The organism is Vibrio sp. SALL6 (genome assembly GCF_002002385.1).
Lineage (GTDB): Bacteria > Pseudomonadota > Gammaproteobacteria > Enterobacterales > Vibrionaceae > Vibrio > Vibrio parahaemolyticus.
On record NZ_MQVK01000017.1, the window covers coordinates 24,920 to 51,289 of the forward strand.

The window sequence follows — 26,370 nt, forward strand, 5'->3', positions numbered from 1 at the left end:
CAACTTTAGTCGGGGCGTAAAAAAGGAAAAACGACCGAATAATGGGCGTTTACGGCGAAATTGATAAGATTTAATGATGTTAAAAAGGTGTTAAATTAGCCTAAGGTCTAATGATTTGATGCATAAAATTTTCAATATGTTGCATTGGTTAATCTTTTCTTCATTGATTTCACCGAATCTATACCTAGATTCAACCTTCTCAAGTGATTTGTTTACATAAAGTTTTCGTACCGGAGCACGGTTTTGAGGCACAATAAAGCCTGTGCTTAACTCATCACGCTTACATCTTAAAGTTGAGGTGATTTAGGAACTTATATGCTTACTCGTTGAGATTGTTTGTAGCTTTTCATTTAGGGAGGGTGAGAATGGACGCAGACACCATTAACAGCTTTTTTCTGATTGGTGCATTACTGATTGCACTGAGCGTTCTTTTAAGCCCCGTGTCCTCAAAATTGGGGATTCCAATCCTTCTCGTATTTCTTGCGGTAGGTATGTTGGCTGGGGAAGATGGCCTTGGCGGAATCTTATTTGATAATTATTCCATCGCTTATTTAGTCAGTAACTTAGCGCTCGCCATCATTCTTTTGGATGGCGGGATGCGAACGCGAGTCGCCAGTTTTCGGGTCGCCTTGTGGCCTTCGGTGTCGTTGGCAACCATAGGCGTAGCCATCACGACATTGTTAACTGGTTTGATGGCGACCTGGCTGTTCGATTTGGATTTATTGCAAGGTATCTTGGTTGGCGCGATTGTCGGTTCAACGGATGCGGCCGCGGTCTTCTCTTTATTGAAAGGCCGCAGTCTGAACGAACGTGTTGGCTCGACGTTAGAAATTGAATCGGGCACCAACGACCCAATGGCGGTGTTCTTGACCGTCACATTAATTGCGATTCTTTCTAGTACGGGAACGGAGTTAAGCGCCGGCTTTTTAGCACTCAGTTTTGTTAAGCAGTTTGGTATCGGTGCGCTTCTTGGTTTTGCTGGTGGCTGGGTCTTGTGGAAAGTCATCAATCGCAATCAACTGCCGGATGGCTTGTACTCGATTTTGACCGTCAGCGGCGGCTTGATCATTTTCGCGTTGTCGAACTCGTTAGGCGGCAGCGGTATTTTGTCGATTTACCTCGTGGGTTTATTGCTGGGTAACCGTCCAACGCGCAGCCGTCATTCGATTCTGCATGTGTTAGATGGTATGACGTGGCTAGCGCAAATTGGCATGTTCCTCGTGCTTGGTTTGTTGGTTACGCCGTCGAACTTGCTGAGTATTGCGGTGCCAGGCTTGGCGCTTGCGTTTGGTATGATTTTGTTTGCCCGTCCTATTTCCGTGTGGATTGGACTGCTGCCATTTAAGAGTTTCACGCCACGTGAAAAGTGGTTTGTCTCTTGGGTTGGTTTGCGTGGCGCGGTGCCAATCATTCTTGCGGTATTCCCTATGATGGCTGGTTTACCAGACGCGCAGCTGTACTTCAACTTGGCCTTCTTCGTGGTGATGGTATCGCTGATCGTTCAGGGCGGTACGCTGACCAAAGCGATGTCGCTTGCCAAGGTTGAGTTGCCACCAAAGCCCGAGCCAATCTCTCGCACTGGTGTGGAGATTTACCCAACCAGTGAGTGGGAACTGTTTATCTACCGATTGAAAGCGGATAAATGGTGCATTGGCGAACCGCTGCGCAGTTTGTCGATGCCTGAAGGCACGCGCATTGCGGCTGTTTTCCGTAATCAAGAACTGCTTCACCCATCGGGCAGTACCAGGTTGGAAGAAGACGATACCCTATGTGTATTGGCTCAAGAGAAAGACTTAGCAGCACTGAGCTTGTTGTTCAGTGAAGCGCCGGAGAAAGCCTCTCTGACTCGTTTCTTTGGTGATTTCTTCTTAGATATCGAAGTGAAACTGGCCGACGTGGCGATGATGTACGGTTTGAATTTGGGCGATGAACTGCAAGATAAAACCTTGAGCAATATTGTTGAAGAACAACTGGGTAGCACGCCTGTTTTGGGCGACCAGTTTGAATGGCAAGGATTGCAATGGGTAATCGCGGACGTGGTGGATCACCAAGTGACTAAGGTTGGTTTACGTTTACCCAATGAAGAAGAGGAAGGGGAAGAGGAGGACTAAGTCCTAATCATTCATTTCCGTTAACATGATGACGGCTTGCGTGCGGTTCTTCACGCCGAGCTTGCGGAAAATCGCCGTCATGTGTGCTTTGATGGTGGCTTCTGATACATTCAACTCGTAAGCGATTTGTTTGTTCAGCAAGCCATCAGACAACATCCCCAACACTTTGTATTGCTGTGGCGTTAGCGCGGCAATCTTCTCTGCTAAATCATTACACGCTGCGTTATTGGTGATCAGCCCTTCAGGGAAGTATGGGTCGCCATTGAGCACTTGGTTGAGTGCATTGACCAGTTCACGCATATCACTCGATTTCGGAATAAAGCCAAACGCACCATGGCTCTTCACTTGACTCACCACCGTTGGCTCTTCGCTGGCGGATACCACGACGATAGGCAAATCTGGGTATTCCGCTCTTAAGTGGATAAGCCCCGACATTCCATTAGCTCCAGGCATTTTGAGATCCAACAGCACCAAATCCGGCTCTTCCTCTTTGGCGAGTAATGCAAGTAGAGCATCAAGAGAGTCTGCTTCAAGCAGATTGGCACCACTGACAGCCATGTGTACCGATTGGAACAATGCATTACGGAAGAGAGGGTGATCATCGGCGATGATGATGGTGTAGGTCGAATCCATGACGTTAAACACTTTTGACTATTTCGTTAAATGAATTATTGTCCAGCTTTGAGAAGGTGGACAATATTTATTCGCTAAAAGTCTGAACCAAATCGACTTTTATTAGGAAAATTGCATATAGCCGCATTTTTCTCATTCAAATCTGTGCAACAAAAAACGCCAGCGAAAATCGCTGGCGTTTGAATGATGTGATATCAGAATCGATTGATGTGCTCTAAGAAAGGCTCGGCTTGCATAAAGCCAGTTAAACGAGCGTTTGAAACGTGTTCGCCTTTCGCATCCCAGAATTCGATGGTCGGCAAACCCAGCACGTTCATGTGTTTGAGTAGCTCAATATCTTGCACTTGGTTTTTGGTGACATCCGCTTGCAGCAACACAAAGTCTTGCAGCTTGGCTTCGACTTTTGGATCGTGGAAGGTGTACTTCTCAAACTCTTTACACGCTACACACCAGTCGGCGTAGAAGTCGAGCATGACAGGTTTACCTGCTGCTTTCGCCAACGCCAGTTGATCTTCAAGCTCGGCCACATTAGCAATGCGAGTAAAGCTAACCGTTGTTTGCTGTGCTTGGGTTTCGTGATTGCCAAACCAATAATTCAGTGCTGGTTGCGCGGAGGCGAACAAACCGAGGACGGCAATAATGCCTATTGCACTTTGCTTCCAGCCACCAAACTCCAAGCTGTTTTTGATGTGATACAACCAACCAAATGCCGCGATACCGAGCGCAGACCACAACGCCGTCGACCACATTTCTGGCAAGATACGCTCAAGCAAGAAGATTGGTGCTGCCAGCAGAATGAAACCAAATAGTGTCTTCACGCGGTCCATCCAACCGCCGGCTTTTGGCAGCAGTTTGTTGCCAAATACCGCCACGAGAATCAGCGGAATACCCATACCCATCGCCAGTGCGTAAAGCGCAATACCACCAGTCAGCAAGTCACCACTTTGTGCAACGTAGAGTAGTGCGCCCGACAGAGGTGCTGTGGTACACGGTGAGCACACCAGACCTGAGAGCGCGCCCATCGCGAATACACCTGCGCTGCTGCCGCCTTGCTGTTTGTTGCTCAGGTTGTTTAGCCACGTTTGTACACTGCTTGGCAATTGCAGGGTGTACACACCAAACATGGAGAGTGCCAACGTGACGAATAAGATACTCAAACCAATCAACACATATGGGTGTTGCATCGCCGCTTGGAACTGCATGCCTGCTGATGCCACCACTAAGCCTAGAAGAGTGTAAGTCAGCGCCATGCCTTGCACGTAAACTAGGGATAAACCCAGAGCGCGGCGTTGGCTGAGTTTCCCGCTGCCAAGTACGATGCTGGTCAAAATTGGGTACATTGGCAGAACACATGGCGTAAACGCTAAGCCTACACCAAGAGCTAAAAACAGCAGCGGAGTCCACCAATTGTCAGCAAGGTTCGCCGCGAGGCTGTCTTGCTCAGTGACTGGTGCTGGAGCGTTGTTTGATGACACTGACGTGCTCACCGTTGGTGATGTCGCGCTTGTTTGGTTGTTGTTTGCTGTCGATTGCGTTGGTTTTGTTGCGACTGCAGAATCAGCAATGGAAGCCGTAAAAGCGTCAATTGGAATGATGCGAGTTTCTGGCGGGTAGCAGAATCCAGCCTTTGCACAGCCTTGATATTGCACGATTACGCGTGCGCCTTCTTGCCACTCATCAAGCGGTACATTCACAAATAAAGGCGTGGTGTAGATGTGCACATCACCGAAAAATTCATCTTTATGTGGCGTGCCGTTTTCCATTTTCAGTTCGCCAAGAGAGATGTTTTCACCAGACACAGACAAGCGCTCTTGATACAGATAGTAGCCGTCACGTACCTGCCAATCGAGCATCAACTTGTCGTCTTGTTGGTAGAAGTTAAATGGGAACGCTTGGTCGACCGGAACAAAGCTGTCGTTGCTGTTACCAAAGCTGTTGTTCTGGCTATTGTTAAACTGGCCTTTGCCAAATAAAGCCAAAGACGGAGTGGAAAAGGTAATGAGCCCTAAGAGTAAAACGGAAAGTAATGCGCGCATAAAAGGTTCAATTCATCTTAGATAATTGCCGTTAGTGTAACTCAATCAGACCCGCAGGCGAGTTAATAAGTTTCATCCAAGTGAAGATTTGTTAAGCAATACTCAAGGCGCAGAAAAGAAAAAAGGGAGCCGAAGCTCCCCGAGTAAGACTCTGTTTCTACTAGATCAGTAGACCACCGAATGCGAAGCCAAGTGCTACCGCTGATGCGATGGTGACCACGCCTGGAACGAAGAACGGGTGGTTAAATACGTACTTACCGATACGAGTTGAACCCGTGTCATCCATCTCAACCGCAGCTAGTAGCGTTGGGTAAGTTGGTAGTACGAATAGCGCACTTACTGCTGCGAAAGACGCAACCGCTGTTAGTGGCGCTACACCGATTGCAAGTGCTGCAGGCATAAGCGCAACGGTAGTTGCACCTTGAGAGTAAAGCAGCATAGACGCGAAGAATAGAACAAGTGCTAGCATCCATGGGTAGTCAGCTAGTAGTGCACCAGCCACTTCTTTGATGCCATCAACGTGCGCGTTAACGAACGTGGAACCTAGCCATGCCACACCAAGAACACACACACACGCTGTCATACCAGAACGGAATGTCGCTGCTGCTGGGATTTTGCCTGCATCAATTTTACAGCTCATTACGATCGCCGCAGCTGCTGCCAGCATTACCGTCATGATTGCTTCGTTACGCCCCAGTGCTGGGTTCTCGATTAGACCCACTGAACCAGAGATAGCCGCTGCGTAGCACACGACGAAAGCGATAGCGCCAAGGAAGATGAACGTCGCTTTTTTCGCAGTTGGTAGGATTTCACGTTTTGCTTCTGTGTTTAGCTTGATTAGGCCTTTCTCTAGACGCTCTTGGTATTCAGGATCGTCTTTTAGCTCACAGCCCATGAAGTTCGCAACGAATGCACCGATCATACAAGCGATGAACGTGGTTGGAATGCAGATCGCAAGTAGCGTTAGGTAATCCACACCAAACGGATGCAACATTGCAGCAAACGCCACAACTGCCGCTGAAATTGGCGACGCTGTGATAGCGATTTGCGATGCCACAACCGCGATAGACAGTGGACGAGAAGGACGAACGCCTTGGCCTTTCGCTACTTCTGCAATAACCGGTAGAGTAGAGAATGCTGTGTGACCTGTACCCGCCATTAGTGTCATTAGGAATGTCACGATTGGCGCATAAAAGGTGATGCGCTCAGGGTGTTTACGCAAAAAGTCTTCCGCAACTTGTACCATCCAATCCAAACCACCAGCCACTTGCATTGCTGCGATAGCCGTGATTACAGACATGATGATCAAAATTACGTCAACAGGAATGTACGCTTGGCTTGTCGGGACACCCAAGATCAAAGACAACGCAATGACCCCAGCACCACCGGCAAAACCAATGCCGATACCGCCGATTCTTGCCCCCAAATAGATGAAGAGCAGAACCACGAAGAGTTCGACCATGACCATATTGATACCTCTTTAGTTTTTTATTTGATTCTGATTTTTTGAACACTCAGGAACAGGAGTAAATGTTCAGAGAATCAGAACCCAGCGGCCTACGGCAATAAAAGCTTATTAAAAATGTGGTTACCGTGAAAAAGCCTAAAAAAGGGGCCTGGATGGGCCCCCTTAGCTTCAATGCTTACTCGTAGCGTTTCGCTTTGTAAGTAGGATGCATGAAGTTTTCAACTGTTAAGATTTCATCAAGTTCTTCTGCAGTTAGCAGGCCGCGCTCAAGCACGACTTCACGAACACTCTTACCAGTTTCTGCACAAATCTTACCGACAATGTCACCTTCGTGGTGGCCAATGTATGGGTTTAGGTAAGTTACGATACCGATTGAGTTGTAAACGTAGTTCTCACAGATTTCTTTGTTTACAGTGATGCCGTCGATACATTTATCACGTAGGTTCACACACGCATTGTGTAGTAGAGAGATAGACTCAAACATGCTTTGTGCGATAACTGGTTCCATTACGTTTAGCTGTAGCTGACCGCCTTCTGCTGCGAAAGAAACCGTGTTGTCGTTACCTAGAACTTTGAAGCAAACTTGGTTTACTACTTCTGGGATAACTGGGTTTACTTTCGCTGGCATGATTGAAGAACCTGCTTGCATTTCAGGTAGGTTCAATTCGTTTAGACCCGCGCGAGGGCCAGAAGAAAGTAGACGAAGGTCGTTACAGATCTTCGATAGTTTCACTGCTAGACGTTTTAGCGCGCCGTGAGTCATTACGTATGCACCACAGTCAGAAGTCGCTTCGATTAGGTCTTCTGCAGGTACAACGTCAAGGCCAGTTACTTCCGCTAGGTGTTTCACTGCTAGAGCTTGGTAACCAGTTGGTGTGTTAAGACCAGTACCGATTGCGGTTGCACCTAGGTTGATTTCTAGTAGGAGTTTAGATGTGTAATCTAGAGCACGAATCTCTTCGTTTAGCGTTACAGCCCAAGCGTGGAACTCTTGACCAACAGTCATTGGTACTGCGTCTTGAAGCTGAGTACGACCCATCTTCAATACGTCTTTGAATTCAGTTGCTTTAAGATCGAATGCGCCTTTTAGGTATTCAATCGCTTCCATTAGTTTGTGTACGCTGTTGTAAACCGCGATACGGAAACCAGTTGGGTACGCACAGTTAGTAGATTGGCTCTTGTTAACGTGGTCGTTCGGGTTGATGAACTCGTATTGGCCTTTTTCTTTGCCCATCAGTTCAAGTGCAACGTTCGCGATAACTTCGTTAGTATTCATGTTAACGGAAGTACCCGCGCCACCTTGGAATACGTCTGAAGGGAACTGATCCATACACTTGCCTGTTTCTAGGATCAAATCACACGCTTCTAGGATGTAGTTAGCAACTTCTTTAGGAATAGCGCCAAGTTCTTTGTTCGCCAACGCCGCTGCTTTCTTCGTCATCACCATGCCGCGTACGAACTCAGGTACGTCAGAAATAGTTACGTTAGAGATGTTGAAGTTTTCGATCGCACGTAGGGTATGAATGCCGTAGTACGCATCAGCAGGGACATGACGTTGACCTAATAGATCTTCTTCAATACGAGTGGCTTGGTTTGCTGTTTTTGGAGCATCAGATAGGGTAGCCATAGCAGGATCCTTAGATGATAATTCTGATAATAAAGTTATTTATTAGCCATTTCTGCAATCTAGAATCCATTCATCAGAATTTTTGGCTGGAAAATCCGTCCTGACTTATGTGGCACATCATACTGCACCTAGCGCATAAAAATAGTAACTAGATCACCTTTTTCGCTTTTCATGAGTCAATAATTTGCAAAGTATGAACGGGTTATTAATAACCCTTTGTGGGTATTCAATTTTCCTCGACAAACATGGTTTTTTAGAGTTCGAAATTGGCACTTTTCAAGCACGAAAAAATCGGTATGCGCACAAATGCAACGCATAAATGTATAGCGTGTTTTCGCAAAGTTTGCCTGTGTGTTCGCCTGAATAAAAAAGCCATGAGTATGAACACGCTTTTTTACAACGATTCGTTTGAGGTTACTTGGCTTTTACCATTACACTGAATTAAACAAAGGAGGGCGTGTGTTTCCTATCTTATTATTGGCGTTTATTTTCGTCCCAATCATTGAAATTGGCTTATTTATTCAGGTGGGGGGCTTTTTAGGTCTCTGGCCAACCATCGCATTAGTGCTGATCACGGCATTTGTTGGCGCGTCATTAGTGCGCAGCCAAGGTATTCAAACCTTGATGTCTGTTCAGGGCCGTCTTGAACAAGGCGAAATTCCAGCACAGCAAATTTTTGAAGGTGTGATGCTAGCGGTTGCCGGTGTGCTATTGCTGACACCCGGCTTTATGACCGACGCGTTGGGTATGGTGGTATTGCTGCCTGCGCCGCGTGCCGCGATTGCGAAATACTTGATGAGCAAGATGGTCGTCAAAACCATGCATGGTGGTGGCTTCCAAGGTGGTTTCTCAAACCAAGGGCCATTTGAGCAAGATCCGTTTCATCGTGACCCGTTCGATTCTCGCTCGGACAACGGCAACACCTTCGAAGGTGAATACGAGCGTAAAGACGACGATGATCGTAACAAGCTCAACTGATTGAATCAGTGAATCAAGAAAACAAAAGGGCGCATTCCGCGCCCTTTTTTGTGTCTGGAATTCGTTGAGCTTACAACGCCCCTTCAAAGCCCATTTGACGCCAGGCTTCAAAAGCAATGATCGCAACGGCATTCGAAAGGTTCAGGCTGCGCGCGTCTGGCATCATTGGGATGCGAATACGCTGTTCCATTGGCAAGCCTTCAATGATCTCTGCGGGTAGGCCGCGAGTTTCAGGGCCAAACATCAACACATCACCTGCTTGGTATTGCGCATCAACGTGGTGACCTGTGGTTTTGGTGGTGCAAGCAAACAGACGGTAATTGCCTTGCTTTTCTTTATCGAGATATTCCAAGAATGCTTGATAGTTCTTATGACGCGTTACGCGAGCCAAATCGTGATAATCCAATCCTGCGCGGCGGACTTTTTTCTCTTCCAGATCGAAACCCAGCGGTTCAATCAAATGCAGGTTTGCACCGCAGTTGGCACAAAGTCGAATGATGTTGCCGGTATTCGGCGCGATTTCTGGTTCGTATAAAGCGATATCAAACATGGTATTGAAATAGAGTTGGTCAAAGAGAGGGGCAGTATATACCCAAGTGCAGCGACTTGGGTACAAAAGAGGGCTTGGCGCTTACCAACCTTCCCCCTTTATCGTTAGCGGTTACACGAGCGCGCGAGCGTAGTTTTCTTCGACGGCGCGCCAGTTCACCACATTCCACCAAGCGTCGATGTATTCTGGTCGACGGTTCTGATAACTGATGTAGTACGCGTGCTCCCACACATCTAATGCAAGGATAGGCTCGCCGCGTACATCGGCCACGTCCATTAACGGGTTATCCTGATTGCTGGTGGAGGTGATGTGGATGTCGCCATCTTTCACAACTAACCATGCAAAGCCAGATCCAAACGTATTAACGGCTGCTTGAGCGAATTCGTCTTTGAACTTTTCGAAGTGACCAAACTTGTCGTTGATGGCTTGTGCAAGTGCGCCTTGTGGTTCACCGCCGCCTTCTGGCGACATGCAATTCCAGTAAAGGATGTGGTTGTAGTAGCCGCCGCCATTGTTGCGAATGGCTGGGCTATGTTGCGAAATAGCAGCGAAGATTTCGTCTAGCGATTGTGTTTCAAGATCACTGCCTTGCACGGCGGTGACGAATTTATCGAAGTAAGTTTTGTGGTGTTTGCTGTAATGCACTTCCATGGTTTTTGCGTCGATGTATGGCTCTAACGCATCGTATGGGTAAGGCAGAGCGGGAAATGTATGCGACATAGTAAATCCTCCTTAATCGGAGGATTTACTCTAATGTTAATGAAAATCATTATCAACTGAAATCTTGTAGGGTTATTTGCCTACTTTGACTAAAGGCAGCGTGATGGAGACGCGCAAACCTCCCAGTGGGCTACGGCTCGCGACAATCGTACCGCTGTGCTGACGAATCGCACTTTCGGTGATGGTTAACCCTAATCCTGTGCCGCCAGAGTGACGATCACGAGCAGTAGACACACGATAAAATGGACGGAAAATCGCTTCTAACTCTTCATCCGGCACACCATCACCGTTGTCATCGACGGTAATCGTCAGTGTGTCAGTCTTGTCTTGAATGTCTATCTGCACTTCATCTTTTCCGTAATAAATCGCGTTGCGGATGATGTTTTCTACCGCGCTCATCAACAGTTTTGGGTTGCCTGAGATATGTCGCTCAGGGATCTCTGAATAGCGGAGTTTTTTACCCATTTGCTCGGCTTCAAACTGCGCATCTTTAATGATCTCTTCCCACAAACTTTCTATTGGCTGTGTCTCGCGTGTCATGTGGCTGTTCACCTGCATGCGCGAGAGCTCAAGCAATTCGCTGATCATCTGCTCAAGGCGCTGCGCTTCGGTATCAATGCGAACCAACTCAGGGCTGTCACCCTGTTTGCGCGTCGCTAATGCACTGGCCATGCGCAATCGAGTGAGTGGCGAGCGTAATTCGTGAGAAATGTCCGACAGTAAACGCTGCTGACCTGAAATCATCTGATTCACCGCTTCGACCATTTGGTTGAAGCTGCTGCCCGCTTGACGAAATTCTGCGGTGCCTTTTTCAAGATTCGGATCGATGACGAACTCACCTTTTGCCACTCGTTGCGCGGCGGCTTCAAGGCGTCTTGCGGGTTGGCTCAGCGCCCAAGCAAGCCACAGCAGCAATGGCGTGCTCACCAGCATGACGGCCAACAGTAACTGGAATGGGTGGTCGAAGAGACGCAGTAGCAGCGGTGGTGGCTCGTTCCATTTAAAGCCAACGTACATCAGAAGATCAGAGTCGGCCAGAACGATTGGCACAGGGCCGGCAATCATATAGCGGCCATAAAGTCTCTGTTTTGGCTTGTTGTAATCTTCAATACTGGTGACAAAGTTTTGCATCGCACGCAGTTGAAAGTTGCTGCGCTTATCGGTGGTTAAGACGTTGCCGTTGTAATCCGAAAAGAACACTCGTGGTCGTGGGTCATGTTTACCTGCGCGATTGCCCTCTACACGGAATAAAATGCGTCCTAGATCGGTTTCTTTGCTGTATTTGTTTTGAATGGCATCACGCGTTTCAATGATCCGCTGATAATGCTCGTCGGGAATGTCGCGTGCTTTCCTTGGATCCAAATGTGGCAGTGATAGCACGGCTATCAATACCAACAGCATAGTGAACCAAAAGATGGCAAAGATGCGTCCATACAAGCTATTAATCTTTGGCAGTTTGATGCGTGATAGGCGCATTAATCCTCCTCAAGCAGCATATAGCCGCGACCACGTAGGGTTTTGATGCGCGGTTTGCCATTGCTTTGATCGGGCAGCTTTTTGCGTAAGTTCGACACGTGCATATCGATTGCACGGTCAAAGGCCGCCAGTCTTTTACCTAGTACGTCGAGGCTCAACGTCTCTTTGGTGAGTACGTGTCCTGGGTTTTGGACAAAGTGGGTCAACAGCGCGAACTCGGTTGCGGTTAGATCCAGCAATTGTTGATCGCAGTAAGCCTCTTGCTTGCCCGGATACAGGCGCAACTCTTGGTACTCAATACAATCGCTGTTTTTGCCGTTTTTCTGCGTGTTATTGGTGCGACGTAAAATCGCACGAATACGAGCGAGCAGCTCTCGGTCGCTGAAAGGTTTTGGTAAGTAGTCATCTGCGCCGAGCTCTAAACCGATCACTCGATCAATCTCTTCGCCTTTGGCGGTCAACATCAACACGGGGGTTTCCCAGTTCTCTCGCAGACGCTTCAGCGTTTCCATACCATTCAATTTTGGCATCATTACATCCAGTAGGATGAGGTCGATATCGCTGTTGATTGCGGCAAGGCCGGCTTCACCGTCGTTTGCTTCACTGACTTCGAATCCTTCGAAGCTGAGCACCTCTTTTAATAGGCTTGTCAGTTCTATGTCGTCATCAATTAAAAGAATGTTTGCCATCGGGGCACCTTTGGTCAGTTACCGTTTACTTAATATTACATTGGATTGATGTGCGACGAAGAGGGCAAAAATCACTCTTTACGATTCTTTACGCTCCCTATACGCCGCTTTACCTAGCGAGTCGTATTCTATACTCAAGCGCTGTGAGAACAGCCCAGAAGAATCACTCACTTGTGTAAGGAATCGAATTATGAAATCTGCAAAAAAACTTGTGTTAGCTGCTGTTGTTCTACCTCTAACTTTAGGCACTGCGAGTGCATTCGCATTTGGTGGTAAAGATCACCACAAAGGCCCACGCGATGAATGTGGTATGGGTATGGACCGCGGCATTATGCGCGATTTGAACTTAACTGATGCACAAAAAGACCAACTGCAATCTTTCCGTGATGCAAACCGCGCGGAAATGAAAGGCAAATATTCACAAAACCGCGAAGCACGCATGGCAGAGCGCCAAGCGCATCACGCGAAAATGCAGTCTCTATTGCTAGCGGATACGTTCGATGAAGCGCAAGCCACAGCTCTAGCGAAAGAGATGGTTGAGCGCCAAACTGAGCACCGCGTGAAAATGCTGGAGAGAAAACACCAAATGTTGAGCGTGCTGACTCCAGAGCAAAAAGCTGAATTTGTAAAACTGCAAAACGAGCGCATGCAAGAATGTGGTGGCCAAATGCAACAACGCATGGGAAAACACCGCAATAATTAAGTCATGATCCGATGATATATATGAAGAGGCAGCCACAGGTTGCCTCTTTTTGATCTGGCGATTTCACGCGCATTCAACGTATACTCAAAATACGGTTTGAGTTAACTCTTTGATTATGAAACAGCAATATGCACGCTTAGTCACGACGGCAGCTTGGACAGCAACCATAGTGGCGACGCTTCTTCTCATTGTAAAAGTCATCACATGGTGGGTGACGGGATCGGTCAGCCTATTGGCATCGCTTATTGATTCGATGCTGGACATCGCCGCTTCAGTGGTGAATTTGGTGGTGGTTCGCTATTCGCTGCAACCAGCCGACAGAGAACATACTTTTGGGCATGGTAAGGCCGAGTCTCTCGCTGCGTTGGCACAGGCGATGTTTATCTCCGGCTCTGCGGTATTTTTGATCCTAAACGGTATCGATCGTTTCTTCAGGCCACACGAACTGAACGCGCCGGAGCTGGGTGTGTATGTCTCCTTGTTTGCGATGATGGTGACGTTTGGTTTGGTCATGTTCCAGAAACGCGTGGTGCGCATCACGGGCAGCCAAGCAATCGCGGCAGATTCGTTGCACTATCAAACGGATTTATACATGAACGGGGCGATCATGGTCGCGCTAGGGCTCAGCTACTTTGGTGTAACGCAAGCGGATGCGGTCTTCGCGATTGGCATTGGCATCTTCATTCTTTACAGCGCCTTCAAAATGGTCAGCGAAGCGATTCAAACGTTGCTTGACAGAAAGCTGCCCGATGAAGAGCTTGAGCAAATTAACCAAGCTTGTTTGAGCGTGAAAGGCGTGCTGGGTGTACATCAGTTGCGTACCCGTATGTCTGGTCCAACACGTTTTATTCAATTGCATTTGGAATTGGATGACAACTTGCGTTTAATTGAGGCGCATTATATCGCCGATAAAGTGGAAGATAACTTATTGGCATTGTTCCCAGGAGCGGATGTATTGATCCATCAAGATCCGTTGTCGGTGGTATTTGGGCCAGAAAAAGAGCAAAAAGCACAAGATTGGTAAGAGTCGAAAAAACGTTTTGATCTTAACGACAAACAAGCGCTTATTGACTATCTTTCCATCAATGCTTATTAAGATTCGTGATCCTGATGTGAATCAACAAAGTTTCAAAGAGAAACTGTAATACTCTTACATAAGTAGAAAAGTTACATAAAAAAGTGCGTTTTAATTGGTATTCCTGTAGAGGAAATGTAACATAACGCACAGTTCTGGATTATGCAGGTTGCTTGGTAACAAGGGGCCTAAAAGAAAATTAAATAATTGATTGCCAAAGATCGAGGGTGAGCATGATTAAGAAGATCGGTGTTTTAACAAGTGGCGGTGACGCACCTGGTATGAACGCTGCTATACGCGGCGTAGTACGTACAGCACTATCCGAGGGATTGGAAGTTTTCGGTGTGTACGACGGCTACCTAGGCCTATACGAAGGCCGCATCGAGAAGCTAGATCGTTCTAGCGTTTCAGATGTGATCAACAAAGGTGGTACGTTCCTAGGTTCTGCACGTTTCCCTGAATTTAAACAAGTGGAAGTGCGTGAAAAAGCGATCGAGAACCTAAAGAAACATGGTATTGACGCGCTAGTCGTGATCGGTGGCGACGGTTCGTACATGGGTGCGAAGAAACTGACTGAAATGGGTTACCCATGTATCGGTCTTCCAGGCACAATCGATAACGATATCGCTGGTACTGACTACACTGTGGGCTACCTAAGTGCACTAAACACAGTTATCGATGCAATCGATCGTCTACGTGATACTTCTTCATCTCACCAACGTATTTCAATTGTAGAAATCATGGGCCGTCACTGTGGTGACCTAACTCTGATGTCTGCAATCGCGGGTGGTTGTGAGTACATCATCACTCCAGAAACTGGTCTAGACAAAGACAAGCTGATCAGCAACATCCAAGACGGCATCGCAAAAGGTAAGAAACACGCAATCATCGCGCTTACTGAGCTAATGATGGATGCAAATGAACTGGCTCGTGACATTGAAGCGGCTACAGGTCGTGAAACTCGTGCAACAGTACTTGGTCACATCCAACGTGGTGGTCGTCCAACTGCATTTGACCGCGTTCTAGCATCTCGCATGGGTAACTACGCTGTTCACCTACTGCTTGAAGGTCATGGCGGTCGTTGTGTCGGTATCGTGAAAGAGCAACTTGTTCACCACGACATCATCGATGCGATCGAAAACATGAAGCGTCCAGTGCGTAACGATCTATACAAAGTTGCTGAAGAACTGTTCTAAGCAAGCTTGAAATAGATAAAGAAAAACCGCGGCTTTCCGCGGTTTTTTTGTATTTGAGTATCAGCGAAAGGAAGCTGATGTATCGGGTAGAATCTTACGAAGCGCTGTTTTGTTCAATCAGCGTCAATTTACGTTCGCGCAACGCGAACATGTAACCCAGCAGCCCACCTAGTGTGTTGCCCAGCGCAATACCGATGAACAAGCCTTCAATGCTGTACACTTGGCTGCCAACCCATGCAGCAGGCAGCGTAAACACAAACAGACGCATGAAGCTCCATTGGAAAGCGCGTAGCGGCTTGTGCATCGCATTCAGCCCACTCACCAACATCATCACAATACCTTGGAAACCATAGCTAAATGGAACCACTAGTAGATAGTGCCAAAGTAGATTCTTTACGGTTTCTTCTTGTGAAAATAACGCCGCTAAAGGAATGCTCAATGGCACCATCATCAAGAAGATAAACCCTTGGAACACCACTGCAAAACGCATGCTGAGAAACAAACCAGAGAAAGCGCGCTGAGGATTTTTTGCCCCTAAGTTCTGCGCCATAAATGGCGTGAGTGCGGAGGTCAGCGACATCAACACTAAGATCAGAATCGACTCAATACGCTGCGCAGCGCCATAAGCTGCCACCGCTGCCGTGCCGTGGCTAGATAGCAGCATCATCAAAATCGCCCCCGATAACGGATTCATCGCATTGGATAGCGCTGCAGGGGTGCCAATTTTTAACGTCTGTTGCCAATCTTGTTTCAATGAGGCCCATTGAGGTTGTGCGAGCAGTTTTTCGCGTTTAACCAGCACATAGAAAGAGCCGCACAAAGCGCCTAGCCAACTAAAGGCACTCGCTATAGCAGCGCCTTGAATGCCAAGTTCTGGGAAGGGGCCATAACCGAAAATCAGTAGTGGATCGAGCATGCCGTTGATCAGACCGGCCAACATCATGATCTTAGCGGGTGTCTTAGTGTCGCCAGTGGCACGGATCGCACTGTTGCCCGCCATTGGGATCACCAACAGCGGAATGGTGAGGTACCACACCTGCATGTATTGTTCGATGAGCGGAATCAGATCGTCGGTCGCGCCAAGAAAACGAAACAGTGGCGCAATGGTAGCAAAGCCAATAGAAGAAGCGATAGCGACGAGCAACACCGCCAACAGCAAACCGTGAGTCGTAAATCGCGCCGCTTGTGGAGCATGACCTTGACCAAGCAAGCGGCCAATGTTGGTCGATAGCCCCATCCCGATCCCCATCGTGATGCAGTTAACCGCAAAGGTGACAGGAAACGTGTAGCTGATTGCCGCCAGGGCATGCGTCCCCAACAACGAGATAAAAAACGTATCCACCAAGTTAAACATCAAAATTGCGATCATGCCCATGGTCATGGGGACGGTCATCTTGCGCAGTGTTTCGGGAATGGGCGCGCTCAGCAAACCATGCTTATCTGTCGCGTGGCTTTCTGGCTTGTTCTTTTCCAGCATGTTGAACATCTATCTGGTGGGCAAACTGCAAGGATACAAGAAAGCGAGAAGCTGGGCGAGTGAGCATTTCGCACGCAAACCGTTGCTTAGCTGTTCGTTATTTTAACTAAGTCACAAAAAAAATACGTCTCCCCCTTGGGATTACTCGTTTGACCCCTTATATAGGGATCACGTGCCCCAACGCGGGCAATTATCAAATAAACATGGAAATTTTCAGGAGAGACGACCGATGAACATTCGTCCATTACATGACCGAGTTATCGTTGAACGTAAAGAAGTTGAATCTAAGTCTGCTGGTGGCATCGTTCTTACTGGTTCTGCTGCGGAAAAATCAACTCGCGGTGTTGTTCTAGCTGTAGGCAAAGGCCGCATCCTAGAAAACGGCACAGTACTACCGCTAGACGTAAAAGTTGGTGACACCGTTATCTTCGCTGAAGGTTACGGCACTAAAACTGAAAAAATCGACGGTAAAGAAGTGCTTGTCATGTCTGAAAACGACATCATGGCGATCGTTGAATAATAGCAATCATTGAGTAATTTTTTGCTCAGATTCAAATTGAAAATCAAACACAAAGAATTTTAGAAAGGAAATCAAAGATGGCTGCTAAAGACGTTAAATTTGGTAATGACGCACGAGTTAAGATGCTAGAAGGTGTAAACGTTCTGGCTGACGCAGTGAAAGTAACACTGGGTCCTAAAGGTCGTAACGTAGTTCTAGATAAATCTTTCGGTGCTCCAACCATCACTAAAGACGGTGTATCTGTAGCGCGTGAAATTGAGCTGGAAGACAAGTTCCAGAACATGGGCGCGCAAATGGTTAAAGAAGTAGCGTCTAAAGCAAACGACGCTGCGGGTGACGGTACAACAACAGCAACCGTACTAGCGCAAGCAATCGTGAATGAAGGTCTAAAAGCAGTTGCAGCGGGTATGAACCCAATGGATCTTAAGCGCGGTATCGACAAAGCTGTTGCAGCGGCAGTAGAGCAACTAAAAGAGCTTTCTGTTGAGTGTAACGACACCAAAGCAATCGCACAGGTTGGTACTATCTCTGCGAACTCTGACGCAAGCGTAGGTAATATCATTGCTGAAGCAATGGAACGCGTTGGCCGCGACGGTGTTATCACTGTTGAAGAAGGTCAGGCTCTACAAGACGAGCTAGACGTAGTAGAAGGTATGCAGTTCGATCGCGGTTACCTATCTCCTTACTTCATCAACAACCAAGAAGCGGGCAGCGTTGAGCTAGAAAACCCATTCATCCTTCTAGTTGATAAGAAGATCTCAAACATCCGTGAGCTTCTACCAACTCTAGAAGCAGTAGCAAAAGCATCTCGTCCACTGCTAATCATCGCAGAAGACGTAGAAGGCGAAGCACTAGCGACATTGGTTGTGAACAACATGCGTGGCATCGTGAAAGTTGCTGCGGTTAAAGCGCCTGGTTTTGGTGACCGTCGTAAAGCAATGCTACAAGACATCGCTATCCTGACTGGCGGTACTGTGATTTCTGAAGAAATCGGTCTAGAACTAGAAAAAGTAACGCTTGAAGATCTAGGTCAGGCTAAGCGTGTAAGCATTACGAAAGAAAACTCAACCATCATCGATGGTGCGGGTGAAGAAGCGATGATCCAAGGCCGCGTTGCTCAAATTCGTCAACAAATCGAAGACGCAACTTCAGACTACGACAAAGAGAAACTACAAGAGCGCGTTGCTAAACTGGCTGGCGGTGTTGCAGTAATCAAAGTGGGTGCAGCGACTGAAGTTGAAATGAAAGAGAAAAAAGACCGCGTAGAAGACGCGCTACACGCGACTCGCGCAGCGGTTGAAGAAGGCGTAGTTGCTGGTGGTGGTGTTGCACTAATCCGCGCTGCATCTAAGATTGTTGACCTAGAAGGCGACAACGAAGAACAAAACGTTGGTATCCGCGTTGCGCTACGCGCAATGGAAGCACCAATCCGTCAAATCACGAAGAACGCAGGTGACGAAGACTCTGTTGTTGCGAACAACGTGAAAGCGGGTGAAGGTTCTTACGGCTACAACGCAGCGACGGGTGAATACGGCGACATGCTAGAGATGGGTATCCTAGACCCAACTAAAGTAACTCGTAGCGCTCTACAATTTGCAGCGTCTGTCGCTGGTCTAATGATCACAACAGAAGCGATGGTAACTGACCTACCACAAAAAGAAAGTGCAGGCATGCCTGACATGGGTGGTATGGGCGGTATGGGTGGCATGGGCATGATGTAATCATCCCGCGCTATTCCAAGCCGAGTAGAACAAAAAGCCGAGGTGTGAACCTCGGCTTTTTTGCGTCTGGTGTTTGCCCACTGTGCATTTTTCAGTGCAGATAAAAGAAGATGTGAATTGTGAGGGATGCGTTCCGGCAGCGTCAGTGGAAAAACAGAAAAATAACTGAGATGAATTTTTTTCTAGGATAGTCAGATTGTTAAATATGACCTATTGCTAACACTTTTTGTGTCCGAATAGCGCAAAATCTGAACATTACACTATGTTGTAAATTACTGCTTACCATCATGGAGATAAAAATGAAAAAGCTTATGACGTCATTGGCTGTTGCAGCCACTATCGCATCACCTGTTGCTCTTGCGAACAGTACCCCTGTGATGTTTTCAACGATCGACCATACTAACGCTCCATCAAACTCTGCTGTTGGTGGTGTTCGTTTGGCGGTACTGCATGGCCAAGTAAACGAAGTAAAAGGCGTCGACTTCTCAGTTCTAGGTATGTCTGAAACTGACCGTACTACGGGTGTGAACTTCGGTCTGTTCTTTGGGGCAGCGAAAGTAAACCAAGAAATGAAAGGTGCATCACTTGGTTTGGTTAACTGGAACCAAGGCCAAACAACCGGTGTGAACTTTGGTGCGGTAAACATCACGAACAACGTGAAAGGCCTAAACTGGAGTGCGGTGAACTACTCAGAAGGTTACACCATGGCAGACGTTGGTCTGGCGAGTATTTCTAAAAAGTCTAACTTCCAACTTGGCTTCTTCAACATGACTGACCAAATCGATGGCGTGCAAATTGGTCTGTTGAACTGTGCGGATAACGGCTTCTTCAAATGTTTCCCTATCATCAACTTCGCTAAATAAGCTTAGCGAAAGCCTGATACAAAAAAGCCCGCGATGTTCGCGGGCTTTTTTATTGGAAAATTGAAACAGGCCAACCATTCTCTTATTTGATCAAGCGAGAGGAGGTTTTGCGCTGCTGAATTTTTTGATGAACACCGCGACGTAACGCCTTGATACGGTTTTCGGCTTTATCCACGCCAAGCAGAACGCTCAACGCAAGCAAGGTAATCACGACCGATTGCATTAAGTAACCGAGGCCGATCATCAAACCGAGCCCTGCCAGTACCCAAATGACGGCTGCCGAAGTGACGCCATGGATTTTGCCATCCAGCGTCATCATCACGCCTGCACCCAAGAAGCCGACGCCAGTAATTATCTGACCAAGCACACGAGCTTGGTCGAGCGTGTTTGGTGATAATGACACTGCCATCGACATAAACAGGTAGGTGCCTGAAATAATGAGAATTGCTGTGCGAATACCTACTGGTTTACCACGGGTTTGGCGTTCTATGCCAATCATTAACCCATTGATGGCACAGCAAAATAGGGCAGGCCAACTGAATGGGCCAAGATCGAAAATTTGTTCGAATGTTGTATGCATCTTGACCTCCAAAGCAGCGGAGTATGCATAGACTTATCCTGCAAAGCGAACAAAAAGGATCGTTCGTGTCGACAAATTTACATTGAACATCTGCTTCTGGTTTGGAGCGCGACGATGAGCCAAATGGAGAGCAAAAACGATCAAATTGGCGATGATCTTATTTTATCGTTTTGATGGAATGACTGTTATTAAACAACAGGCATAAAAAAGGCCAGTATGAGACTGGCCTTGGTGACTATTGCACTTGCCGTTTAACGGTAAACGCGAGGGTTAGTTGCACCCCAGATAGTGTAGTGCTCAGGCAGAATACGACCGCTTTTCTCTTCGGTTTCTTCTGCTGTGATTTCTTCAAAGCCTTGGCGGCCAAATACAACTACTTCGTCGTTTGCCTGAACACCAATGATGTCAGTGACATCAACCATAGTAGTGTTCATTGACGCTTTACCCATTACGCGAGCATGCTGACCGTTGATCAGAACGTCAGCTTTGTTGCTTAGTGAACGGGCGAAACCGTCTGAGTAGCCGATAGGCAGGTTAGCCAGGATAGAGTCACGCTCTAAAACTTTAGTGCTGCCGTAGCCGATTGTGCTGCCTGCAGGGAAGAAGTGCAGTGATGCTACGCGTGTTTTGAAAGACACGATACGCTCGTAAGGTAGGGTTGCAGGGTAGTCACCGTACAGCATGCCGCCAGGACGAACCATATCCAGATGTGCTTCAGGCAGATTTAGCGTGATGTAAGAGTTAGCCACGTGTAGTGTGATGTCTTTACGTTTCAGACCTGCGCTGTCCATTAGCCACTTTGTTTCTACTTTGAAACGGTCAACCTTGCGGCGGATTTCATCAAGACCTTCATTCGGGAAGTGGGTCATCATACCTACGATTTTTAGGTTAGGATCGCTTGCGATTTCCACACCTTCAACCTGACCTTCATACGTTGTCAGATCCAGACCATTACGACCCATGCCTGAAGTATTCAGAGCAAGGTGAACAGGAATAACGGTATTGTAGTTGTATGCAATCTCGATGATTTGATCCGCCTGCATCTTAGTGCCAATCAGCTCTTCGATTTCGTACTGTACGCCGTTTTCAATTTCGTTGCGGCTAGCCGCACGGACACGCATGATCTTGCCTTCGAAGCCGTGCTCACGCACTACGCGAGCTTCTTCATTACTGGTGATACCTACACATGCAACGTTGTTCGCGATGATGCTAGGCATCAGGCCTGCGATACCGTTACCGTACGCGTCAGCCTTCATGATTGCACAGATCTGAGTGTTGCCCTTTAGATCCTTCTGAAGCAACTGAATATTATTTGAAAATGCCTGAGTATCAATTTCTAGCCAAGCGTTGCTCGCCTGAACGCGCTCTTCGCGCTCGCTGTCATCAAAATCAACTAGCAGAGGAGCGGCATGTGCGGCTGTTTGGCCCATCAGAGCCAGTGCAGTTAGGCTAAGTTTCAGTTTCAAAGGATATCTCCTGTTATGAGTTTTTTCTTCTTGTTGGTTGAAGTTAAAGTGTAAATAGATGCACAACGTCGCGTAGCGCAGTAGCTTTGCGTTTCCGCTCTTCAACCCCTTGTTGTGCGTCCTTAGTAGATAATCGGTTTTCTTCGGCACTGTTGCTCAGTGCGGCAAGATTGAATGATAAGTGTTCGCAGGAAGAGATCTCTCTTTGACCGATTCAGTCCTCTCTTCCATGCTTTGGTAACGGTTGAGATTTCGCTGCGTAAACCGTTAAGTGAGGCGTTTGCCTGGTCGACAGAATGCTTGGTTACGTCCCGAATCATCGGTGTCAGCTAGGTAATGGTTGCCGCAATACTTTCTGGTGGACGGGTTAACTTTCCGCAGGGCTGCCTTAAAGGCGATGAAGGCATTTACCATTGCGTAGACTTCACGTTTACTGGCTACCGTTCTTAACGTCTTTCATCTTCAGTTTGGTTGAATATGGATGTCGTAAACTCGACCATTTTTCATCACAATAGTGTGATTTTCATTCCATATTTTGTGTCGCAAATAATCTAGGCGGCAGAGACTACATGAGACTTAAATGTTTTAGAACGGTTTGGTGTCTTTTTTATTGAGTTTTCTGAAAATAAACAAAAATCAGAGAGAAATCGTAAGATTTTGCGTCTCGACCGACACAAAATCTCATGATTTGTAGGGGTTATAGATGGTTATGCAAGGTGTAGGTCGAGCGGCGTTTTGCTTTTTCGGCCGCCGATTTCACGGGTGAGGGTCGGGATCAGGTAGCCAGAGACGTTTTCTAATAAGCCTGCCATTAGTTGTCGGGCTCGTTCGTCATCGACCATAAAATGGGCCGCTCCCTGGACTTTGTCTAGCACATGCAAGTAATACGGCATGATCCCAGCATCGAACAGGGCCTCGCTGAGCTGGCTCAAGGCATCAACGGAATCATTAACGCCTCTTAGTAAAACTCCCTGATTTAGCAGGGTGACATTGGCTTCTTTTAGTTTTTTCATTGCCTGGCGCAGCTCATCGTTAATCTCATTAGCATGGTTGATGTGCGTAACAAGGATAATTTGCAAGCGTGACGCTTTTAGCAACTGACACAGCTCATCTGTGATTCGAGCTGGGATCACTACAGGCAAACGGCTGTGAATGCGCAGACGTTTGATGTGCGGAATCTTAGCAATGTGTTCCAGCAGCCAATGAATCTCATCGTCTTTTGCCATTAATGGATCACCGCCAGAGAAAATCACCTCATTGAGCTCTGGTTTTTCCGCCATGTATTCGAGGCACTGGCTCCAAGCTTGTTTGCCGCTCTTGTTCTCTTGATATGGGAAGTGACGACGGAAGCAATAACGGCAATTCACCGCACAGCCGCCTTTGACGATCATCAGCACTCGGTTTTTGTATTTATGCAGCAATCCCGGGATCGCATTGTCCTGTTCGTCAAGAGGATCATTGGAATAGCCTGCATGCACTTCAAACTCGTCACTCAAGGGTAAAACCTGACGCAAAAGAGGGTCTTTAGGATTGCCTTTTTCCATCCTATCGACAAAACTTTGCGGTACACGCTGTGCAAACAGCTTGCGTGCGGCAAACCCGTCTTGCCACGGTGAGGGATCTATTTCCAGTATTTCGAGCAATTTTGCAGGATCAGAGATCCCATTCGCCAACTGTTTGAGCCAGTTTTGCTCAACAGAATCGACTTTTCGGGTTATTATGTGCGGCATTGGAATTTAGCTCTAAGAATGTAAGAGGAAAAAATGGCTACAGTTAGCACCAATGAATTTAAAGGCGGTCTTAAGTTAATGCTTGATAATGAGCCTTGTGTAATTCTGGAAAACGAATACGTTAAACCAGGTAAAGGCCAAGCGTTCAACCGCGTGAAAATTCGTAAACTTCTTTCTGGTAAAGTGCTAGAGAAAACATTCAAGTCTGGTGACACTTGTGAAGTGGCAGACGTAATGGATATCGACCTAGATTATCTATATTCAGACGGCGAATTCTACCACTTTATGAACAATGAAACGTTCGAACAGATCGCAGCTGACGCGAAAGCGGTAGGTGAAAACGCTAAGTGGTTGGTAGAAAACAACACTTGTATGATCACACTTTGGAACGGTAACCCAATTACCGTTACTCCACCAAACTTCGTTGAGCTAGAAGTTACAGATACTGATCCAGGTCTGAAAGGTGATACTCAAGGTACTGGTGGTAAACCAGCTACACTAGCAACTGGCGCTGTTGTTCGTGTTCCACTATTCATCGCAATTGGCGAAGTGATCAAAGTTGACACTCGTACTGGTGAATACGTAGGTCGTGTGAAGTAATTAATACTTCTCTGAGAAAGGTCGCTTCGGCGGCCTTTTTTATTGCCCGCAATTTCCCTTTTCTACTGCTTTTCAGCGAAATACGAAGCTCACCGCATATTCTTATCGATTTTGTATTATTCGTAAAAATCGCATTAATTTCATGAATCTTTCGATTATTTCTTAATGTAACAATTTGATACATTAACACCTGTTGTCAGCGAGTTGCATAGCAGCTTGATTTTCATCGATTTAACTCAATGACAACCGAAATAATAAGGAGAAAAACATGGAAAGCAGAAGCTTAGGACAAGGCTTAAAAGTAGAAGAACGACGTCAGTTGCTTCACCGCGGGATAAAAGCGGCATTGATTGGTGTGCCTTTATTGGCTGTAGGCTTAACGATCAACAGTTCGGTTTTGATGACAGATGCGGGCTATAGTTATGTGCATCAAAACAACATCACTGGTGAGTTGGATGTGTTTACTGAACCTGGTATTCATTTCCGGATGCCGTTTCTATCCAAAATCACTAAGTACGATCAAGTGATCACTGTGTCTTTTGGTAACAGCAAGGGTGAAGACTTTTACCAACGTCTTGATTCGGTTCAAGTTCGTTTCGCTGATACCTATATTGGCCAAATACCAGTGACGTTCCGCTTTAAATTGAGTAACGATCCAGAAGCTCTAAAAAAGATGCATCGTGAGTTTCGCAATAACAACAACTTGATCGACGCGCTGCTTGTGAAAAATGCGCGTAACGTGACAGTGATTACCGCCACGCAATACACCGGAGAGGAGTTTTTCCAAGGTGGTTTGAACCAGTTCAAATCGAAACTTGGCGATCAGTTGCGAGAGGGTATTTATCTTACAGAGCGACGTCAGGTTGAAGTGGAAGAACTGGACCTTGCGCCTGTTGGGGCGAATCAGGCTAACGCGAACCAATTGCAACGTACCAATCAGCTGGTTTGGAAAACCGTGCCAGTCGTAGACAAAACCGGGCAACCGATTCGTCAAGATAACCCGTTGCAACAATACGGTATTCAGGTAACGCAGGTGACCATTGGTGATCCACAACCAGAGAAACAGCTCGACCAATTGCTGGCGGATAAAAAGCGTTTAGTGGCAGATCGCATTCGTGCGATTCAGGAACAAGAAACGTCGAAAGCACAGGCGGAAACGGAGCAGTTGCGGAAAGAAATTCAACGTACTCGTGAAGTGCAAGATGCACAGCGTCAGAAAGAGTTGGCGATTATTTCACAGCAAAAAGAGGTCGAGGTTGCGCGCCAAATCGCGGAACGTGAAATCGTCGAAGTGGAAAAAACCAAACGACTTGCAGAAGTTGAGAAAGAGAAAGAGTTGGCAATTGCCGAGGCTAACTTAGCGATTCAAAAAGCGAACGCACTTTCCGCAGAGTTTGAAGCGAAAGCGATATTAGCGAAAGGTCGCGCAGAATCTGAAGTTTTAAAAGGTAAGTATGCGGCGTTAGGAGCAAACCGTGAAGTTTACTTGGCGGAATTGAATCGAGACGTAGCGAACTCGTTGTATAACAACTTGCAAAACTTCCAAGTTCAGATGCCACAAAACTACATCGGTGGAAGTGACGAAACGGGCTTGAAAACGAACTTAGATGTGATTACTGGCTTTGGTGCTCTGGGTCTTATGGACCAGACAAAGAAGGTCACACAGCAATAAGATCATGGGTGGTCAAAAGCTTAAAAAGCAAAAAGATCATTGGTAACCCAAAGCAATAAAAAAGCTGGCATTGAGCCAGCTTTTTCTTTTTGGTCAGTCTCTTAAATCATGAAGATAAAGATAACTGCTAGTGCAGTGATTAAGCCTGCAAATGCGTAACATGCTACTTTACCAATCACACCAGTGTGGAATTTAAGGTCATGCATGCCGTGGTGTACACGGTGCATTGCATGCCACATTGGCAATGCTAGCGTGCCAATGATGAATAGCGCACCGATGATGCTGGTTGCGAATGCAGAGACACGCTCGTAGCTCATCGCTTCTGCGTCAATCACGCCTAGTGGTACCAAGATACCTAGCACAAGAACAGTGATTGGCGTCAGCATCGCGAACCAAGTACCGCCCGCACCAAACAGACCCCACCAGATTGGCTCATCAGAACGTTTTGGTGATGTGTTTACACTATAATTCGGTTTCAT

At 47.0% G+C, this 26,370-nt stretch carries 23 protein-coding genes; 10 read left to right on the plus strand and 13 right to left on the minus strand.

Annotation, left to right across the window (positions count from 1 at the left end; translation table 11 throughout):
- The first annotated feature begins 365 nt into the window (after positions 1-365).
- Positions 366-2,111, plus strand: coding sequence for a potassium/proton antiporter (locus tag BIW15_RS09785; RefSeq protein ID WP_015297432.1), 1,746 nt, complete (start codon positions 366-368; stop codon positions 2,109-2,111).
- 3 nt (positions 2,112-2,114) lie between these two features.
- On the opposite strand, the gene BIW15_RS09790 is transcribed toward BIW15_RS09785, so the two are convergent.
- The 4 genes from BIW15_RS09790 to aspA all read right to left on the minus strand — a co-directional run bounded on the left by BIW15_RS09790 (position 2,115) and on the right by aspA (position 7,875).
- Positions 2,115-2,744 (minus strand): response regulator transcription factor, encoded by a 630-nt coding sequence (locus BIW15_RS09790; protein ID WP_005465748.1) that lies wholly within the window; start codon positions 2,742-2,744, stop codon positions 2,115-2,117.
- A gap of 194 nt (positions 2,745-2,938) precedes the next feature.
- Positions 2,939-4,780 (minus strand): protein-disulfide reductase DsbD, encoded by a 1,842-nt coding sequence (locus tag BIW15_RS09795; protein WP_077280922.1) that lies wholly within the window; start codon positions 4,778-4,780, stop codon positions 2,939-2,941.
- A gap of 160 nt (positions 4,781-4,940) precedes the next feature.
- A complete protein-coding gene (locus BIW15_RS09800) occupies positions 4,941-6,248 on the minus strand; it encodes an anaerobic C4-dicarboxylate transporter (protein ID WP_005457503.1) in 1,308 nt (435 codons plus the stop codon).
- Between the two features lie 175 nt (positions 6,249-6,423).
- Positions 6,424-7,875 (minus strand): aspartate ammonia-lyase, encoded by a 1,452-nt coding sequence (gene aspA / locus BIW15_RS09805; protein ID WP_005460458.1) that lies wholly within the window; start codon positions 7,873-7,875, stop codon positions 6,424-6,426.
- A 459-nt stretch (positions 7,876-8,334) separates the two neighbouring features.
- Between aspA and BIW15_RS09810 the strand changes: the two genes are divergently transcribed.
- On the plus strand, positions 8,335-8,853 hold the full coding sequence (locus BIW15_RS09810) for an FxsA family protein (protein ID WP_005460455.1): 519 nt from the start codon (positions 8,335-8,337) through the stop codon (positions 8,851-8,853).
- A gap of 70 nt (positions 8,854-8,923) precedes the next feature.
- On the opposite strand, the gene trmL is transcribed toward BIW15_RS09810, so the two are convergent.
- The 4 genes from trmL to BIW15_RS09830 form a co-directional block, all read right to left on the minus strand.
- The gene (trmL, locus tag BIW15_RS09815) at positions 8,924-9,403 is read right to left on the minus strand and encodes a tRNA (uridine(34)/cytosine(34)/5-carboxymethylaminomethyluridine(34)-2'-O)-methyltransferase TrmL (protein WP_005460447.1); all 480 of its coding nucleotides are present in this window, start codon (positions 9,401-9,403) and stop codon (positions 8,924-8,926) included.
- 111 nt (positions 9,404-9,514) lie between these two features.
- Positions 9,515-10,123 carry a superoxide dismutase gene (locus BIW15_RS09820; protein ID WP_025525892.1) on the minus strand — a complete coding sequence of 203 codons (609 nt, stop codon included), beginning with the start codon at positions 10,121-10,123 and terminating at the stop codon, positions 9,515-9,517.
- 72 nt (positions 10,124-10,195) lie between these two features.
- On the minus strand, positions 10,196-11,599 hold the full coding sequence (gene cpxA, locus BIW15_RS09825) for an envelope stress sensor histidine kinase CpxA (protein ID WP_042772959.1): 1,404 nt from the start codon (positions 11,597-11,599) through the stop codon (positions 10,196-10,198).
- Positions 11,599-12,288 carry a response regulator gene (locus BIW15_RS09830; RefSeq protein WP_023583865.1) on the minus strand — a complete coding sequence of 230 codons (690 nt, stop codon included), beginning with the start codon at positions 12,286-12,288 and terminating at the stop codon, positions 11,599-11,601. The genes cpxA and BIW15_RS09830 overlap by 1 nt, the downstream gene beginning before the upstream one ends.
- Before the next feature lie 190 nt (positions 12,289-12,478).
- Here BIW15_RS09830 and BIW15_RS09835 point away from each other — a divergent pair, with 190 nt between their 5' ends.
- From BIW15_RS09835 to pfkA, 3 genes are all read left to right on the plus strand, one after another.
- The gene (locus tag BIW15_RS09835; RefSeq protein ID WP_077280923.1) at positions 12,479-12,991 is read left to right on the plus strand and encodes a CpxP family protein; all 513 of its coding nucleotides are present in this window, start codon (positions 12,479-12,481) and stop codon (positions 12,989-12,991) included.
- Positions 12,992-13,106: 115 nt separating this feature from the next.
- Positions 13,107-14,015, plus strand: coding sequence for a CDF family cation-efflux transporter FieF (gene fieF / locus BIW15_RS09840; protein WP_077280924.1), 909 nt, complete (start codon positions 13,107-13,109; stop codon positions 14,013-14,015).
- Positions 14,016-14,299: 284 nt separating this feature from the next.
- A complete protein-coding gene (gene pfkA, locus BIW15_RS09845) occupies positions 14,300-15,262 on the plus strand; it encodes a 6-phosphofructokinase (RefSeq protein WP_005460467.1) in 963 nt (320 codons plus the stop codon).
- A 94-nt stretch (positions 15,263-15,356) separates the two neighbouring features.
- Here the strand turns inward: pfkA and BIW15_RS09850 are convergent, their stop codons facing one another.
- On the minus strand, positions 15,357-16,739 hold the full coding sequence (locus BIW15_RS09850) for an MATE family efflux transporter (protein WP_023583864.1): 1,383 nt from the start codon (positions 16,737-16,739) through the stop codon (positions 15,357-15,359).
- 229 nt (positions 16,740-16,968) lie between these two features.
- Between BIW15_RS09850 and BIW15_RS09860 the strand changes: the two genes are divergently transcribed.
- The 3 genes from BIW15_RS09860 to BIW15_RS09870 all read left to right on the plus strand — a co-directional run bounded on the left by BIW15_RS09860 (position 16,969) and on the right by BIW15_RS09870 (position 19,843).
- Positions 16,969-17,259: a co-chaperone GroES gene (locus tag BIW15_RS09860; RefSeq protein ID WP_005381516.1), complete on the plus strand. Its 291-nt coding sequence runs from the start codon at positions 16,969-16,971 to the stop codon at positions 17,257-17,259.
- Positions 17,260-17,336: 77 nt separating this feature from the next.
- Positions 17,337-18,980 (plus strand): chaperonin GroEL, encoded by a 1,644-nt coding sequence (groL, locus tag BIW15_RS09865; RefSeq protein ID WP_005482180.1) that lies wholly within the window; start codon positions 17,337-17,339, stop codon positions 18,978-18,980.
- Positions 18,981-19,279: 299 nt separating this feature from the next.
- Entirely contained in the window at positions 19,280-19,843 is a 564-nt protein-coding gene (locus tag BIW15_RS09870) for a VC2662 family protein (RefSeq protein ID WP_005457036.1), read from the plus strand.
- Between the two features lie 82 nt (positions 19,844-19,925).
- Here BIW15_RS09870 and BIW15_RS09875 read toward each other — a convergent pair whose 3' ends face one another.
- From BIW15_RS09875 to epmB, 3 genes are all read right to left on the minus strand, one after another.
- Positions 19,926-20,423 carry an MgtC/SapB family protein gene (locus BIW15_RS09875; protein WP_005482203.1) on the minus strand — a complete coding sequence of 166 codons (498 nt, stop codon included), beginning with the start codon at positions 20,421-20,423 and terminating at the stop codon, positions 19,926-19,928.
- A 251-nt stretch (positions 20,424-20,674) separates the two neighbouring features.
- Positions 20,675-21,889 carry an alanine racemase gene (gene alr / locus BIW15_RS09885; protein ID WP_077280925.1) on the minus strand — a complete coding sequence of 405 codons (1,215 nt, stop codon included), beginning with the start codon at positions 21,887-21,889 and terminating at the stop codon, positions 20,675-20,677.
- Between the two features lie 707 nt (positions 21,890-22,596).
- A complete protein-coding gene (gene epmB, locus BIW15_RS09890; protein ID WP_021449794.1) occupies positions 22,597-23,619 on the minus strand; it encodes an EF-P beta-lysylation protein EpmB in 1,023 nt (340 codons plus the stop codon).
- Between the two features lie 33 nt (positions 23,620-23,652).
- Between epmB and efp the strand changes: the two genes are divergently transcribed.
- Together efp and BIW15_RS09900 are read left to right on the plus strand one after the other, a co-directional pair.
- Entirely contained in the window at positions 23,653-24,219 is a 567-nt protein-coding gene (gene efp, locus BIW15_RS09895; protein WP_005456976.1) for an elongation factor P, read from the plus strand.
- 268 nt (positions 24,220-24,487) lie between these two features.
- Positions 24,488-25,891 carry an SPFH domain-containing protein gene (locus tag BIW15_RS09900; protein ID WP_005456928.1) on the plus strand — a complete coding sequence of 468 codons (1,404 nt, stop codon included), beginning with the start codon at positions 24,488-24,490 and terminating at the stop codon, positions 25,889-25,891.
- A 101-nt stretch (positions 25,892-25,992) separates the two neighbouring features.
- On the opposite strand, the gene frdD is transcribed toward BIW15_RS09900, so the two are convergent.
- A complete protein-coding gene (gene frdD, locus BIW15_RS09905; protein WP_005456924.1) occupies positions 25,993-26,370 on the minus strand; it encodes a fumarate reductase subunit FrdD in 378 nt (125 codons plus the stop codon).